The following is a 16,045-nucleotide window of genomic DNA, read 5'->3' on the forward strand; positions in this document are numbered from 1 at the left end:
CTCGGGGCCTTCGTCGTTCGCGGAATCAGTGACCGCTGTGGTCACCGTTGCCGGTGCGAGCCTGGTGCTCGGCGAGGGCGCCGAGCATCTTGTGCTCCTCGGCCTCCTCGATCTCGGCCCAGGCCTGGCCCTCGGCGCGCGGGTCGGGGCGAAGGAAGCTGCCCGTACCCGGCTTGCCCGCCGAACCGAGGCGGTTCATCTTCTTGGGCACCGGGGCACCCTGGTACTCCAGCGGGATGGCGTGGCCGTGTGCGTCGACCCCACCAAGCGGCTGGTGCACCTCGATGTACTCACCGTGCGGCAGACGCTTGATCACACCGGTCTCGATGCCGTGCTCGAGCACCGAGCGGTCGCTGCGCTGCAGGCCGATGCAGAACCGGTAGGTGATGAAGTACGCCAGCGGCGGCAGCAGCAGCAGGCCGATACGACCGATCCAGGTGGTCGCGTTGAGCGAGATGTCGAACTTCAGCGCGATAATGTCGTTGACACACGACAGCGTGAGGACCACGTAGAACGCGATGGCCATCGCACCGATCGCCGTGCGCACCGGCACGTCGCGCGGACGCTGCAGCAGGTTGTGATGCGCGGTGTGGTCGTTGGTGAGGCGCTTCTCGATCCACGGGTAGGCGATCAGCAGCGTGAACACCAGGCCCATGACCAGCGCGACCCAGAACGCCGCCGGAATCGTGTATCGGCCGAGGTAGAGCTCCCAGGCAGGCATCAGACGCGCCATACCGTCGGTCCACATCATGTAGAAGTCGGGCTGCGAACCCGCCGACACCTGCGACGGGTTGTACGGACCGAGGTTCCACACCGGGTTGATCTGCAGGACACCACCCATGATGCCGACGATGCCGAGGGTGAAGGCGAAGAACGCGCCCTGGTCGGCGGCGAACACCGGGACGATCCGGGCACCGACCACGTTGGTCTCCGTGCGGGCCGGGCCGGGGAACTGGGTGTGCTTCTGGTACCAGACCAGCGCCACGTGGGCACCGATCAGCGCCAGGATGATGCCGGGCAGCAGCAGCACGTGCGCGATGTAGAGGCGCGGGATGATGATGTCGCCGGGGAAGTCGCCGCCGAACATCAGCCAGTGCAGCCAGGTACCGACCACCGGGACACCGATGGTGATGCCGGAGAACGCGGCACGAAGACCGGTGCCCGAGAGCAGGTCGTCGGGCAGCGAGTAGCCGAAGAAGCCCTCGAACATCGCCAGGATCAGCAGCAGCGAACCGATCACCCAGTTCGCCTCACGCGGCTTGCGGAACGCGCCGGTGAAGAAGATGCGGAACAGGTGGATGATGATCGACGCCGCGAACAGCAGTGCCGCCCAGTGGTGGATCTGGCGGACGAACAGACCACCGCGCACCTCGAAGGAGATGTTCAGCGTCGTCTCGTAGGCCCGCGACATGCCGACACCGCGCAGCGGCTGGTAGGCGCCGTCGTACACGACGTGCGCCATCGACGGGTCGAAGTACAGCGTCAGGTAGATACCCGACAGCAGCAGGATGATGAACGCGTACAGCGCGATCTCACCGAGCAGGAACGACCAGTGGGTCGGGAAGACCTTGTTGATCGACCGCTTCACGAACGCGGCGGCGCGATACCGCTCGTCCATCTCATCGGCCTGGTTGGCCATGATAGTTCCAGCACTCATGAACGACGCTCCCAGAAGGCCGGGCCGAGCGGCTCGATGAAGTCGCCCGCGGCGACCAGGAAGCCCTCGGAGTTGACGGTGATCGGCAGCTGAGGCAGCGCGCGGGCGGCCGGACCGAAGACCGGCTTACCCCACTCGGTCGCCGAGAACTGCGACTGGTGGCACGGGCACAGGATCCGGTTGGTCTGCTGCTCGAACAGCGAGGTCGGGCAGCCGAGGTGGGTGCAGATCTTCGAGTAGGCGAAGTAGTCGCCGTAGTTGAAGCTCTCCTGGCCCTTGCGCTTGATCGCCTTCTCGGCGTCCTCGGTGCGCAGCCGGATCAGCATGACGGCGTTACGGATGCCGCGCAGCGACTGCAGGGTGGCGTGCGAATCGCCGCGCCACTTCTCTTTCCAGGGGAAGACGGTTTCCATCGCACCCGCATCGAGATCCTCCGGGCGCACCAGGACGATGTCGTCGGGGCGGCCGGTGTCGCGGCGGATGTAGACGGTCTCACCCGGGTAGTCCGGGGTCCAGCCCGAGACCCACAGCGGCGACTTGTCGCGCTTGGCCCACGGGTTCTTGATCATGCCGCCGATGAACACCATCGCGGCACCCAGGCCGAGCACACCGACACCGGCACCGGCGGTGCCGAGCATCATCTTGCGGCGACCGAGCGTGGAGGTCTCGAGCGCGTCCTGCAGCTCGGCGGCCAGGGTACGGCGCTCGACCTCGTCGGACGGGCCGTCGTGGCGCTGCTGGATGGAGATCTCGGCGGGGATGAACCGCTTGCGGATCAGCACCACGGCGATACCGATGACCAGCACCGAGATACCGAAGGTCAGACCGATCAGCGGGGTGAACAGCGAGTAGGCCTCGTGGCCCTCGTCGCCCTTGCCCTTCCACTCCCACGGCCAGAACAGGAAGACACCGATCAGCGCGGCGGCCGCGAGACCGGAGATGGCGAACCAGAACGTGACGGCACGCTCGGCACGCTTCTCGGCCCGGGTGCCGGCCACCGGCCAGCGCTCGCTGCGATACACGACCTCGACGTCGTCTCGCGCGGTACCGAGTTCGACGAGCTCGTCACGCGACATCGCGTCCAGTTCGTCTTCGGTGGGTTCGCGACCCATGTCGCTTCGCTCCTGTCCACTCATGACTGTGTCCTATCCGACGCGCCGAGCGCGACCTGCCCGATCACGTGCGGGAACCGATCCACATGGCCGCACCGACGGTGGCGGTGATGCCGATGACCCAGATGGCGAGACCTTCGGTCGCCGGACCGAAACCGCCGAGGTCCCACCCGCCGGGCGACTTCTCCTCCGCGGCGTTCTTGACGTAGGCGACGATGTCGCGCTTCTCTTCCGGCGTCAGCTGCCGGTCGGAGAACTTGGGCATGTTCTGCGGGCCGGTGAGCATCGCGTCGTAGATCTGCTGCTCGTTGGCCGGCTCGAGCGGCGGAGCGAACTTACCGCCCGACAGCGCGCCACCACGACCGGTGAAGTTGTGGCAGGACGCGCAGTTCATGCGGAACAGCTCCGAGCCGCGGCCGATGTCGTCGCCGCGCAGCGATTCCTGGGCGATCTCGCCGTTGGCGTCGCGGATCACCGAGGGGCCACCGCCGTTGGCGGCGACGTAGGCGCCGAGCGCGTCGGTCTGATGCGCGTCGAACTTCTCCGGCTTGCGCATGGCCTGGGCCTCGTTGCGCACCATCGGCATACGGCCGGAGGAGACCTGGAAGTAGACGGCGGCCTCACCGACACCGATCAGGCTCGGACCGCGATCGGGCACACCCTGCAGGTTCGCACCGTGGCAGGTGATGCACGAGGTCTCGTAGAGCTGCTTGCCCTCACGGATCAGCGCGGACTGGTCCTCGTTCGCGGTGGCGATCTGCGGCTCGGGGGTGAGCGCGCTCGCCAGGAAGCCGGCTCCGACGAGGCCGACCATCAGCGCGAGCGCACCCGCGATACGACGGCGGGCGCGACGCTGCTTGCGCGTCTTGGCAGCCTGACCGGCGCCTGCGGGCTCGGGGGCCGACGGGGGAGATGAACTCATCTGTAGTCCCTTTGGAGTAGACGGAACCGACTTGTGCAAAAGCTTGTGTGCCCGCGGGCTAGCTGACGAAGTAGATCGTGGCGAACAGCCCGATCCAGACGATGTCGACGAAATGCCAGTAGTAGGACACCACGATGGCGGCGGTGGCCTGAGCGGGGGTGAACTTGCTCAGCGTGGTGCGGATGAGCAGGAACACGAACGCGATCAGACCGCCGATCACGTGCAGACCGTGGAAGCCGGTGGTGATGTAGAAGACCGAGCCGTAGGAGCTGCCCGCGATGGTCGTGCCCTCATGCGCCAGGTGGTAGTACTCGTACGCCTGACCGGCGACGAAGAAGGCACCCATCAGCAGGGTGATCGTGTACCAGCGGCGCAGGCCGAACACGTCGCCCTTCTCCGCGGCGAACACGCCCATCTGGCAGGTGAACGACGATGCGATCAGCACGGCCGTCACCGGAACAGCCAGCGCCAGGTTCAGCTCGGTGGGCTCCGGGGGCCAGTTGCCGTGCGCTTGCGCGCGCGCAACGAAGTACATGGCGAAGAGGCCGGCGAAGAACATCAGCTCGCTCGACAGCCAGATGATGGTTCCGACGCTGACCATGTTGGGCCGGTTCAGCGAATGCACACGCTGAGTAATGGCCGATCCTGGGGTGCCTACTGCGGTCGTCACGGGGTAAGTATGACTCTTCGTAGTACGACAGCTGTACCCGGGTACGAAAGTTTGTCGCGCGGACCGGAAAACCCACGTACAGAGGGGGTCCGAAGCAACCGTCGGCGTGTTGGCGACTCTTCGCGTGACAACCCATTGTGACAGCGTTGGATGTGGATAGGCTGAGACGAGGAGGCGACGATGGTCGTAGTGCGGATGTGGCGGCGGCTCTTCGGTGGGCAACCCGGTGGGCTCGATCCCACGCGCGAGGATCTGGTCGTCGTCGCGTCGAGCTTCGACGACGCCGAGGCGTCCTCGGTGGCGCTCGACCGGGCCGTCGACCTCGATCGTGGCGCGCAGGCGGTGTTGCGGCACCATCTGCGGCTGCCCGCCGATCGCATCGACGAGGCCTGTGAGATCGCCGGATACGACGGATACGAGCGCGCGGAGGCGGTGCGCGGGGTCTGCGACGATCTCGTGCCCGTGCTGCTGCAGCGGGTACAGCTGCTCGACCCGCTGACGATCTCGCAGGAACGTTCGCGGATGGCGGGCCTCGCGCAACGCCACGACGGGGTCGCCGATGGGTGGGACGCGCTGCAGCCGCCACGTCCGGCCGCCTAAACTTGCCGATCGAGCGCAACTCGGTTGCGCAACTCGGTTGCGCTTGATTCGGTTGCGCAAGTTGTATGCGCAACCTCGTTGCGCCCGTCATCGAAACGGAGATGCAGAGCAGATGAGCGTGCGCAGCTGGCCCCAGGTGCTCGGAACCCTCGCCGACGGCGGCGACCTCGGCGCCGACGACACCGCCTGGGTGATCGACGAGATCTTCACCGACAACGCCACTGCCGCCCAGATCGCGGCTTTCGGTGTCGCCATGAAGATCAAGGGCCCCACCCCCGCCGAGCTGGCGGGCATGGTGTCGGGGATGCTCGGGCACGCCCGGCTGGTGCACGTCGACGGGGACGCGGTCGACATCGTCGGCACCGGTGGCGACCGGTCGGGGTCGGTGAACATCTCGACCATGTCCTCGGTGGTCGTCGCGTCGGCGGGTGTTCCGGTGGTCAAGCACGGCAACCGGGCCGCTTCGTCGAAAGCCGGTGGCGCCGATGTGCTCGAGGCGCTCGGGGTGAAGTTGGCGCTGGGACCGCGATCGGTGGCGCGTTCGGTGCGCGAGGCCGGGATCGGGTTCTGCTTCGCGCCGCTGTTCCACTCGGGGCTGCGTTTCGCGGGGGCGGCGCGTAAGGAGATCGGCATTCCGACGGTCTTCAATGTGCTCGGCCCGCTGACCAATCCGGCTCAGCCGCGCGCGGGCCTGATCGGGTGCGCGTTCGCGGATCTCGCGCCGGTGATCGCCGGGGTGTTCGCGCAGCGCCGCTTCGCCGCACCGGTGCCCGGCGCGACGGGGACCCCGGACGAGTACAGCGCCAGCGCGCTGGTGGTGCGCGGGCGCGACGGGCTCGACGAGATCACCACTTCGGATCTGACCGATGTGTGGGTGGTCAGCGGTGGGCGCGTCCGCCAGACCGTGCTCGACCCGACGGCGCTCGGCATCCCCCGCGTCGATCTCGACGAGCTGCGTGGCGGCGATGCGGCCGAGAACGCGCGGATCGCGCGGGAGGTCTTCGCCGGGACGCCGGGTCCGGTGCGCGACGCGGTGCTGCTGAATTCGGCCGCGGCGATCGTCGCCTACGACCTGTCACGTGGCGTGGGCGATGTCGATCTCGACCTGGATGCCACGCTCTCGGCGGCGATGGAACGCGCCGCCGCCGCGGTGGACAGCGGCGCGTCCGCGAAGTTGCTGCAGACCTGGGCCGAACTCACCCAGGTCCTCGACGACAACTGAAAGCCCTACTCCCCCAGGGAGAATCCGGCTTCCACGTCGGCACTGGAGTACGACTTGAAGGCGATGTGGGTGGTGGTGCGGACCACCCCTTCGACCTTGTCGATGCCCTCGGTGACGACCTCGGCGATGCGCTCGTGATCGCGCACCCGCACGATCGCGATCAGGTCCACATCGCCGGCGCAGGAGTACACCTCGGCGACTCCTGCGGTGTCGGCGAGCGCCTGTGCGGTCTCGGGGATGCGAGAGTTCTCGGCCTGGATCAGCACGATCGCGGTAATCATGGGATCAGCCTAGAACTTCGGGCCGCTCGGTGGCCGCTTTGAACCGTCGCATGAGGTCGTAGCTCTTCACACCCGGTGCTGTTTCCAGCGAACTCGACACGTCGACGCCGTAGGGACGGTGGCGGGCGATGACGTCGGCGACATTGTCCGGGTCGAGGCCACCGGCCAGCACCACCCGCCCTGGCTGGGCGCGCACCCAGTCGGGGAACTCCTCGAAGACGCCGCTGCCCGCGCTGGCGTCGTAGAAGAAGTATTCGCTGGTCTGCTCGGGTGCGGGCGGGGTCGAGGAGCAGAAGGCCAGGTTCGGCAGGTCGGCCCACCGGTAGAGCTGGACGACGTCGAAGGCGTCGGCCACCTCGGCGACTTCGGCGTGTTCCAGGGCGACCGCGAAGGTGGTGATGCGGCCGCGCGCGTAGTCGGCGAGGGCACGGGCCTGGCCGGGAGTGCGGTACCGCTTGCTCCTGGGCGTGACCATGACACCGATCGCCGAATAGCCCAGCTCGACCGCCCAGTCGATCTGTTCCTCGGTGGTCAACCCACACACCTTCACGAACACCGCCACCAGTCCTTTCCACCGTGAACGCCACCAACCATGATCCAGGACGGGCCGGAGGTGTGTCGGCCAGGGCGGTGGAGCAGGCGGGTCCGCTCCCGTCGTTCACCGGTAGGCGCTCAGCGCTCCGCCAGATACTGCTCCTGCTCGGACCGTACATCCGCCGCCTCCCTGGCCAGCTGCGCCCAAGCGACCCAGCGGGCGGCACCGTGCAGCGGTTCGCAGTACCCGTCGCTGGTCCGGACGATCCGGGCGCCGGGTTTGGCGAGCCAGCGCGCGATCACCCCTACCTCCTCCGGCGGCGCACCGAGAAAGGGAGGTACGTCGTCGGAGAACACGAGCTGTCGCTCCGCGCTGTCCGTGGTTGCCATCGCGGCGTCCGGAATTCCCGGGATCGGCATCGCGTGTCGTTGCAGTGCGCGACCGTTGCTCGTGGCCGCGTCGCCGAGATCGGGCACGACCGTTTCCGCGGCCGCCACGATGTGATCGACGACAGCCATGGGTGGGGTGCCGCGGCGGGCGACGCCTGCGGCGGCGAGGCGGCCGTGGCGGATGACGGAGAATTCCCAGCCGCCCGCGCCGTCGGGAAGGGCGATGATCAGTTCGGCGAGGCGGGCCAGGGCAGCGAGTCGCTGGGTGCGAGCCAGTTTGGTGACCACGGCGGCGGTGCGATCACGCAGGCGGGCAGCCGCCTCGAAATGCTCAGCCGTGGAGTAGGTTTCGATGCGGTCGAGCATGGCGCGCAGGAGGCTGTCGGAGCGACCCGTGAGCAGATCGCGGACCGAATGCGCGGCGGGTGCGTAGGTGGCGGCATCCGAGCCGTCGTCGCAGGCGGCCGGGCATCCGCCGACGATCGCCGGTTGACATGTGTGTTTCGCGGTGCGGGTGAGCCGGGTGGCACAGGTGCGCAGACCCGCGAATTCGGCGATGGTCAGGCCGACATCCACGGCATCGGCGCGAGAACTGAACGGGCCCAGACCAGTTCGGGTCGGCGTGCGAACAGCAACCAGGCGCGGGAAGGGTTCGGCGGTGAGCGTGAGCCACCAGCCACGCTTGGGGAACTTCGAGCGGCGGTTGTAGGGCGGTGCGTGGGCGGCGAGGAGTCGCAGCTCGCGAACGCCGGCTTCGAGTCCGTGCGCGCAGACCACGTGGTCGACCCGTTGTGCCAGCGCGACCATCTCTTTCATGCGGCCACGCGTCTCCGAACCGGTGAAGTAGTTGCGCACGCGGCGGCGCAGATTCACCGCCGTCCCTATATAGAGGACTTCATCGGACGGGCCGCGGAACAGATACACACCTGGGGCGGCGGGCAGATCGTTGGCGAAAGTCCTTTTGGCGCGCTGGGTTCCGGTGACACCGGGCAGGTAGTCGAGCAGTTCGGTCAGGCTCTGTACACCCTGGTTACCGACCCGGGCGATCAGCGCGTGCAACACGTCGACAGTGGCACGGGCGTCGTCGAGAGCTCGGTGTGTGGGCGTCGTCGACGCACCGAGGATCTGTGCCAGCACCCCGAGCCGGGCCGACGGCGCCTCGTCGCGAGTGAGCACGCGACGCGCGAGCTTCACCGTGCACAACACCTGAGGATTGGGCCACGGAATGTCCTGGCGTGCGGCAGCGGCTTTCAGGAAAGCCGTGTCGAACCGGGCATTGTGCGCCACCAGCACCGCCCCCGCCGCGAACTCGAGAAACCCCGGCAACACCGCCTCGATGCGCGGCGCGGCATACACCATCGCCGTGGTGATCCCGGTGATCTGCACGATCGCGGGCGGGATCTCGTAGCCCGGATTCACCAGTGTCGCGAACTCCCCCAACACCTCTCCGCCACGCACCTTCACCGCCCCGATCTCGGTGATCGCGTCACCTTCGGGGCTGGTCCCGGTGGTCTCCAAGTCGACGACGACGAAAGTGGTGGCATACAACGGCGTATCGAGCTCGTCGAAGGCCAGCTGCCGCGCGGCCGGGAGTACAGGGTCGGGCACGGGCAGGAGCGTAGAGCTGGGGACCGACAGGTTTCGAAGTGGTGATGGGACCGCCTTGGTGTTTGTGCACCAGAAGTGGCGAACTCGAGTGGCATGACTCGGCGCCTCGTGCGGGTTCAGCGGGGCACGTGTTGTGGCCAGTCGGGGATGTGCAGGGGTGGGGTGGGACGAGCCGTCAAGTAGCGGCTCCACTGCGGGAAGGTGGGCAGCGGCTGCGGCTTGTAGTAGGTGAGCGGTGGGCGCAGGGTCGTAGTGGGGCGGGTGGAGGCGTCGTCGGTGTCGACTCCCGACACAGCGCGGGCCAGTCCGACGACGAACAAAAAGCCGAGTATGGCGATCACGCGTGTGCTCGATCGTCCGGCGACACCGGCGCTCGGACCGCCGAGGTACTCGCGGCGCACCGCCGGGTCTCGCAACGACCCGGAAGGATCGGGTACCTGCCGCAGCAGTTCCCGCGCCGCGGGCCCGTGGGCCGGTTCGAGTTCGGCGGCCCGCAACAGCCACCGCTCGGCATTCGCCCGCCTGCCCGACCGCGCGGCGTCCGCGCCGAGCAGATACATGGCCTCGGCATTGTCGGGTTCCAGCCGCAACGCCTGCTCGAGTGCCGCGCGGAACGCCACGGCGCGCCGGGCGTCGGCCTCGGCGCCGTGCCACAGCACGCGGGCACGCGTGAGGTAGAGCAGGGGTTCCTGCGGGTCGAGTTCGATGCCGGCGTCGACGGCGGCCAAGGCCGCCTCGCGGTCCCGGGGCGCCAGCACGACCGCGAGTACCCGATGACACTCGGCCGACCAGGGGTTCAGGTCCACGCAGGTGTACGCCGCGCGCACCGCCTCGTCCTGATGGACGAGCGCCGCGATCCGGTCGGTGTCGGCCAGCCGGTCGAACAATCCTTGTTCGCTGAGCGCGAGCAGGACCCACGCGAACAGGTGCTCGGGGTCGTGGCGCAGCGCCGTGCGTGCCGCCGCGCTCGCGGTGGCGAAATCCGCGGACCTCAGCCACGTGTGCGCGACGTGTGCGTGGGCATCGGCGTTGTCGGGCTCGACGGCCAGCACAGCGGCCAGCTCGGCGCGGGCCGCCTCGAGTCGGTCCAACTCGACCAGTACGACGGCCCGGTCGAGCCGCGGTTCGCTCATCGGTGTCGATTCAGCGCTTGACGCGCTTGAGATACCGGGCGAGATCGTCATAGCTGCCGTCGCCGTTGGCGAATTCGACCACATTGCGGGCGGATTCGAACCAGGCACCGGTGCTCGGCCGCACCTGGGCCAGCGCGGCCTGCACATCTGGCATGCCGACCGGTCGCACCTCGCCCGTGCGCATCGAGTCCGCCATCGCCAGCTGGGTGGCCGAGGTGCAGATGTGGGCGAGGTCGGCGCCGGACAGGCCCTCGGTGTGCGCGGCGAGAGCAGTGAGGTCGATGCCCGCGATCGGACGGTCACGCAGGTGGTAGTGCAGGATCGAGCGCCGTGCGGCCGCGTCCGGCAGGCCGACGAAGATCATCCGGTCGAACCGGCCCGGCCTGCGCAGGGCCACGTCCACGTCCCACGGGTGGTTGGTCGCGCCGAGCACGAAGACGCCCTCGTTGCTGTGGGTCGCCGAATCCATCTCGGTGAGCAGCTGGTTCACCACGGTGCGCATGGTCGAGGACCCGTGCATCTGGCTGCGTTTGTGCCCGAGCGCGTCGACCTCGTCGAGGAACAGCACGCACGGCGCGTTGCGCCGGGCCAGCTCGAAGATGCTGTGCACATTGCGCTCACTGGACCCGGTGTAGATGTCGAGGATGTCGGCGATCTCGATCGGATAGAAGTTGGCGCCGAGTTCCCCCGCGACCGCCGAGGCGATGAACGTCTTGCCACAGCCGGGCGGGCCGTAGAGCAACAGGCCGCCGCGCGCGGAGGTGCCGAACGCCGTGGCGAGTTCGGGATTGCGCAGCGGGCCGAGCAGGGTGAGATCGAGCTGCCGCTTCACCTCGTCCATGCCACCCACATCGGCGAGACCGATGCGGGGCCGTTCGACCGTGGCGGCGTCGTCGTCGGTGACGTACTCGGGCGGGGCGCCTTCGACGAAGGGCGGCGCGATGATGTCGCCGACCTCGTTCTCGGCGGCCACCCAGTCGAACTCCGCCTGCGGCTTCCGCGCCACCGCCACCGGCGCCGGATCTGGCGCGCCTCCGGCAAGCGCCGTGGTGCACCGCGTCATGAGGCCGAGGACCTGCGCGTTGCCGGGTTCGTGTCCGAGGGCGATGCCGCAATGGGTCAGCGCATCGGCGTACCGCTCCCGCTCGATCAGCAGCTCGATGACGCACACGCGCAGCGCGAGCACCCCCGGACTGCGGTCGAGCATCGTCAGCATGTCGGTGAGTACCTGGTCGTCGGCCACCTCTCCCCCTTCGAACCGCGAACATTCGACCGTACCGTAACCGCCCCAACGGGTTTCGCTGAATCGGCCGAGGATCGGTCCCACCCACCGGGACCAGGTCCGCCGGCCCGGTGCCCGACCCGATGCCGATCATTCGCCGCGAATATTTCGCACCGATGCGAACAAAATGACCGCGAGCAAACCCGATTGAGACCGGCATCACAGATATCGCAGTTATGCATTACTGCGGTCGAAACGATTGGATAAGTGACGTTTCCAGATTCAGACCGCGACAGCGGACGGCGCGCCCGGCGTGTCGACTCGACGTCAACGGGCGGGTCGCCTCGGCGCCGCACTGACCCAACCTGGGACTTCACTGAGAATCCTCGGCGTGTCGCATGGACACACCGACCCGGCGCCGCGCCCGGCGACAGTCGGCCCGCTCGAGAAATTCGACCTGGCGTTATCTTTTCGTGATTAGGTGTGACTCACGTCGCACATTCGTTCCGGTCGAATCGACGAATTCCCTTCCAGGACGCATGTCCGACTTTACAAACCACCGTGATTGGTTCGTAACCTTTTCGAGACCTCACGGAGTCCGCCAGGCCGGCACCGGCTCGGCGCGAGGAGTCCGCCCCGTCATACGGATGGGGCGTCGTGGGGCAGATTGGAAGTACCGCATCATGGCGACCAACACCGTCAAGCGTCAGGCGCAGCGTGCCGTTGCCGCCGGAGCCGTCGGCGCTGCCACCATCGGCGCGTTCCTCCTGCCGGCCGCTCCCGCGTCGGCGACGCCCGTCACCGTGCCCGGCATCGGCACCTTCGAGGTGCCCAACGAGATCCCGATCCCGGCGGGCATCCCCGGCATCGAGGCCCCGGCCGCGCCGCACGTGTTCACCGCGCCCACCGCCACCGCCGCCGACATCGCCCTCGATGCCGCGCTGAGCAAGGTCGGCTCCCCCTACGTCTACGGTGCCGCGGGCCCGGACGCCTTCGACTGCTCGGGCCTGGTCCAGTGGGCCTACCGCCAGGCGGGCATCGAGCTGCCCCGCACCAGCGACGCCCAGCTCGGCGCGGGCACCCCGGTCGCGCTCGGCGACCTGCGCCCCGGCGACCTGGTGTCGTTCTACGGCGGCGGCCACTCGGGCCTCTACGCCGGTGACGGCAATGTCGTCCACGCCGCCACCTCGGGTTCGCCGGTGCACGTCGCGTCGCTCGACTCGATGCCGTTCGCGGGTGCGCGCCGCTTCTGATCCAACCGGCACGGTGCGTCGTTCTCGGGGAAGGGCGCACCGTGACCCTTTCGTGCCCCACTGGACACGAACCCTCGCCGTTCCGTAATCTGATCGAGACCTTCGTGGCGGACGGGGAAGTCCGGGTTCAGGTAAGGCGCTTGCATCGTCGGATATCGAGAGAACGGGGCACGGGGCACTGTGAGATCACAACACCGGAGATTTCACGCAGCGCGTGGATTGGCCGGAGCCCTGTCCGCGACCGTTCTGGTATGCACCGCCGCCGTAGCCGGCCCCTCCTCGGCCGACCCGGTCGCTCTCCCCACCACCGCCGGCGACGCGATCGCCCGCATGGTCGACCTGTCCCGGCAAGCCGAAGTGGTCAACCAGGAATCGCTCACGGCGCAAACCGAACTCGACGCGAAACTGGCCGTCCAGCGCGACGTCGACGCCAAGCTCGCCGCCGCGACGGCCGTCGCCGACGCCGCCCGCGCCGAGGTGCGCAAGTTCCAGCCGATGATCGACCGCGCCGCCGTCGCCGCTTACACCGGCGCGCGCACCGACCGCATGTTCGCCGTGCTGTCGAGCAACTCCCCCCAGCAACTGCTGGACAAGATGTCGACCCTCGACGTGCTGTCCCAGCAGACCGCCGACTCGGTCCGCGAATTCGAGAAGGCCGCCCATGCGGCGACCGCCGCCGAGACCACCGCCCGCACCGCCGCCGATGCCGCCCGCGCCGCGACCGCGGCCGCCGAGGCCGTGCGCGCCGATGTCGACCGCAAACGTGCCGACCTCGCGGCCGCGACCACCCAGGTCGTCGAGGCGTGGGGTGCGCTGTCGGCGCGCGACAAGTCCACGCTCGCCGGCTCCCCCTTCCCGCCCGGCTTCGATCGCGACAGCCTGCTCGCGGGCCTCGTTCCCGGGAGCGGAACGAGCGCGCTGGCCGCCGCCCTCACCCGGGTCGGCGACCCGTATGTGTGGGGTGCCACGGGCCCCGACCAGTTCGACTGCTCCGGTCTCGTGCAGTGGGCCTTCAAGCAGGTCGGCAAGAACGTTCCGCGCACCAGTTCCGCGCAGGCCGGGTACGGCACGCCCGTCGCCAAGGAAGATCTGCAACCCGGTGACGTGGTGCTGTTCTATCCGGAGATCTCGCACGTCGGGATCTACGCGGGCAACGGAATGATGGTGCACGCCTCCACCTTCGGTGTGCCGGTCGCCGTCGCGCCCATCGACACCACCCCCTATCACTCGGCCCGGCGATACTGAAGCCGTGAACGTGCGCACCTGGCTGTCGGCGCGTGGCCGACTGGAATTCTGTCTCACGTTGGCCTCGGTCACCCTGCTGACCGGCGCGTGCGTCGCCCTGATCCTGGTGCCGCGCAACGCCGGACCGCTGCAGTTGGCCACCGATCAGGCCGAGGTGCTCGGCACGACCGTCGGTATCGACGATCCGCGCCTGGCCCCGGTGCGCCGCGACGTGCAGCCGTTCGGCCCGATCCTGGTGCGTCAGGTCGAGGCCGGTGGTATCGACACCGCGCTGGTGGTCGCCCATCCGGGCCACGAAGCCGATCTCGAGGTGCTCGAGGCGCAGCTCGCGCCCGCGATCGCCGACGTCAGCGCCGTGTGGGGCACCGAGTGGAACCGGGCACCGGTCATCGTGGTCGCGAGCAACAGCGCCGAGTTCACCGCGTTGACCCGCCGGGCGGGGGCGTCGACCACCGCCGACGTGGCCGCGGTGTCGTTGACCGGCTCCTACGCGCCCGGTACCGAACCCACCGAGCAGCGCATCGTGTTCAACCCCGATGCCCGTCGCCGCGTCGGTGACGAAGGCATGGCCACCCTGTTGCGCCACGAACTCACCCACGTCGCTACCCGTGCGGTGACCGTCGACGGTGCGCCGCAGTGGATGCTCGAGGGTTTCGCCGAGTACGTGGCCCAGCGCGCGAGCGGTCAGACCTTCTCGCAGATCGCCCCGACACTCACCACTCGATTACGAGCGGGCACGCTGCCTGCCGACCTGGTCACCGACGCCGAGTTCACCGGGACCGACGCCGCCTTCGCCTACGAATCGGCGTGGAGCGCGTGCTCCTACATCGCCGACCAGCACGGGCTCGCCGCGCTCACCCAGCTGTACCGGCAGCTCGCGCAGGGCCCGCAGTCGACCGCCGCACAGGACGCGGCGTTCACCACCGTGCTCGGTGCCTCCCGATCCCAGCTGCTCGACGGCTGGCGCTCCTGGCTGCGCGCCCACGCTGTCTGACCACCGGCCACCTCGCCCGACCGCCGCCCCTCGTCGAGGCACCGACACATTAGGTTGTTCACTATGGCCCGAACTCTCCTGGTTACCAACGATTTCCCACCTCGGCCGGGTGGTATCCAGTCCTATCTGCAGGCACTGACCCAGCAGCTGCCCCCCGAGGATCTCGTCGTCTACGCCCCCCGCTGGCGCGGTGACAGTCACGAGAAGTTCGACGCCACCCAGAAGTTCCGCGTGGTCCGCCACCCGACCACACTCATGCTTCCCACACCAGCCGTGATCAAGCGAGCAAGCGCACTGCTGCGCGAAAACGATTGCGACACAGTCTGGTTCGGTGCCGCCGCGCCACTGGCCGCGATGGCGCCCGCACTGCGGCGAGCGGGAGCCGAACGCATCCTGGCCAGCACCCACGGGCACGAGGTCGGCTGGTCGATGCTGCCCGGTTCGCGGCAGGTGCTGCGCGCGATCGGCGAGAACACCGATGTGGTCACCTACGTCAGCAAGTACACCCGTGGCCGGTTCGCCTCGGCGTTCGGCCCGCGCGCGGCGCTGGAACATCTGCCCCCGGGCGTCGATCCGTCCGAATTCCGCCCCGACCCGGGTGCCCGCGCCGAGCTGCGCGCCCGCTACGGCCTCGGCGATCGGCCGACCGTCCTGTGCCTGTCGCGGCTGGTGCCACGCAAGGGCCAGGACATGCTCATCGTCGCGATGAACGAGATCAGGGAACGGGTCGACGGCGCGGTGCTGGTCATCGCGGGCGGCGGACCGTACGAGAACCGGTTGCGCGGTTTGGCCGAGGCTCTCGACCTCGGTGACAGCGTGGTGTTCACCGGCCGCGTCCCCTCCGGTGAGCTCGCCGCCCACCACACCATCGCCGATGTGTTCGCCATGCCGTGCCGCACCCGCGGCGCCGGGCTGGACGTGGAGGGCCTCGGCATCGTGTTCCTCGAGGCGTCCGCGACCGGGGTGCCGGTGGTGGCAGGTGATTCCGGCGGGGCGCCGGAGACGGTGCGCGAGGGCGAGACCGGTCTGGTGGTGCACGGTCGTTCGCTGCCGCAGATCAGCGATGCCATCGTCGAGCTGCTCACCGACCGCGACAACGCCGCGCGCATGGGTGCCGCGGGCCGCGAATGGGTGCAGCGGGACTGGCATTGGGATCGCCAGGGAGCCCGTCTGCGGCAACTGCTCGGATGACACCCCGGACT

General features: G+C 68.7%; 15 protein-coding genes. 6 read left to right on the forward strand and 9 right to left on the reverse strand.

Annotation, left to right across the window (positions count from 1 at the left end; genetic code table 11):
* Nucleotides 1-25: 25 nt before the first annotated feature.
* The 4 genes from AB0I35_RS21975 to AB0I35_RS21990 are packed head-to-tail and all read right to left on the reverse strand — an operon-like array spanning nt 26 to nt 4,361.
* Entirely contained in the window at nt 26-1,657 is a 1,632-nt protein-coding gene (locus AB0I35_RS21975) for a cytochrome bc complex cytochrome b subunit (RefSeq protein ID WP_357398015.1), read from the reverse strand.
* The gene (locus AB0I35_RS21980; protein WP_357398016.1) at nt 1,654-2,793 is read right to left on the reverse strand and encodes a ubiquinol-cytochrome c reductase iron-sulfur subunit; all 1,140 of its coding nucleotides are present in this window, start codon (nt 2,791-2,793) and stop codon (nt 1,654-1,656) included. Before AB0I35_RS21980 ends, AB0I35_RS21975 begins: the two co-directional genes overlap by 4 nt.
* A 40-nt stretch (nt 2,794-2,833) precedes the next feature.
* The gene (locus AB0I35_RS21985; protein ID WP_357398017.1) at nt 2,834-3,691 is read right to left on the reverse strand and encodes a cytochrome c; all 858 of its coding nucleotides are present in this window, start codon (nt 3,689-3,691) and stop codon (nt 2,834-2,836) included.
* A 58-nt stretch (nt 3,692-3,749) separates the two neighbouring features.
* Nucleotides 3,750-4,361 (reverse strand): heme-copper oxidase subunit III, encoded by a 612-nt coding sequence (locus AB0I35_RS21990; RefSeq protein ID WP_067497399.1) that lies wholly within the window; start codon nt 4,359-4,361, stop codon nt 3,750-3,752.
* Between the two features lie 180 nt (nt 4,362-4,541).
* Here AB0I35_RS21990 and AB0I35_RS21995 point away from each other — a divergent pair, with 180 nt between their 5' ends.
* Complete coding sequence (locus tag AB0I35_RS21995) at nt 4,542-4,961, forward strand: hypothetical protein (protein WP_357398018.1); 420 nt, start codon at nt 4,542-4,544, stop codon at nt 4,959-4,961.
* Between the two features lie 112 nt (nt 4,962-5,073).
* Nucleotides 5,074-6,183, forward strand: a complete 1,110-nt coding sequence (trpD, locus tag AB0I35_RS22000) for an anthranilate phosphoribosyltransferase (protein ID WP_357398019.1) — start codon at nt 5,074-5,076, stop codon at nt 6,181-6,183.
* Nucleotides 6,184-6,188: 5 nt separating this feature from the next.
* On the opposite strand, the gene AB0I35_RS22005 is transcribed toward trpD, so the two are convergent.
* From AB0I35_RS22005 to AB0I35_RS22025, 5 genes are all read right to left on the reverse strand, one after another.
* On the reverse strand, nt 6,189-6,464 hold the full coding sequence (locus AB0I35_RS22005) for an Lrp/AsnC ligand binding domain-containing protein (protein WP_181699185.1): 276 nt from the start codon (nt 6,462-6,464) through the stop codon (nt 6,189-6,191).
* 4 nt (nt 6,465-6,468) lie between these two features.
* Nucleotides 6,469-6,999, reverse strand: a complete 531-nt coding sequence (locus AB0I35_RS22010; protein WP_357398020.1) for a hypothetical protein — start codon at nt 6,997-6,999, stop codon at nt 6,469-6,471.
* Between the two features lie 137 nt (nt 7,000-7,136).
* Nucleotides 7,137-9,002 (reverse strand): DEDD exonuclease domain-containing protein, encoded by a 1,866-nt coding sequence (locus tag AB0I35_RS22015; protein WP_357398128.1) that lies wholly within the window; start codon nt 9,000-9,002, stop codon nt 7,137-7,139.
* A 110-nt stretch (nt 9,003-9,112) separates the two neighbouring features.
* A complete protein-coding gene (locus AB0I35_RS22020) occupies nt 9,113-10,129 on the reverse strand; it encodes a hypothetical protein (protein WP_357398021.1) in 1,017 nt (338 codons plus the stop codon).
* Between the two features lie 10 nt (nt 10,130-10,139).
* Nucleotides 10,140-11,372 (reverse strand): ATP-binding protein, encoded by a 1,233-nt coding sequence (locus tag AB0I35_RS22025; protein ID WP_357398022.1) that lies wholly within the window; start codon nt 11,370-11,372, stop codon nt 10,140-10,142.
* A gap of 662 nt (nt 11,373-12,034) precedes the next feature.
* Here AB0I35_RS22025 and AB0I35_RS22030 point away from each other — a divergent pair.
* The 4 genes from AB0I35_RS22030 (at nt 12,035) to AB0I35_RS22045 (ending at nt 16,034) form a co-directional block, all read left to right on the forward strand.
* Nucleotides 12,035-12,604, forward strand: coding sequence for a C40 family peptidase (locus AB0I35_RS22030; protein ID WP_357398023.1), 570 nt, complete (start codon nt 12,035-12,037; stop codon nt 12,602-12,604).
* 219 nt (nt 12,605-12,823) lie between these two features.
* Nucleotides 12,824-13,849 carry an NlpC/P60 family protein gene (locus AB0I35_RS22035; RefSeq protein WP_357398024.1) on the forward strand — a complete coding sequence of 342 codons (1,026 nt, stop codon included), beginning with the start codon at nt 12,824-12,826 and terminating at the stop codon, nt 13,847-13,849.
* A gap of 4 nt (nt 13,850-13,853) precedes the next feature.
* Nucleotides 13,854-14,843 (forward strand): hypothetical protein, encoded by a 990-nt coding sequence (locus AB0I35_RS22040; protein WP_357398025.1) that lies wholly within the window; start codon nt 13,854-13,856, stop codon nt 14,841-14,843.
* 63 nt (nt 14,844-14,906) lie between these two features.
* A complete protein-coding gene (locus AB0I35_RS22045) occupies nt 14,907-16,034 on the forward strand; it encodes a glycosyltransferase family 4 protein (RefSeq protein ID WP_357398026.1) in 1,128 nt (375 codons plus the stop codon).
* The last annotated feature ends 11 nt before the right edge of the window (nt 16,035-16,045 follow it).

The sequence above is a fragment of the Nocardia sp. NPDC050378 genome, assembly GCF_040655675.1.
GTDB lineage: Bacteria > Actinomycetota > Actinomycetes > Mycobacteriales > Mycobacteriaceae > Nocardia > Nocardia coubleae.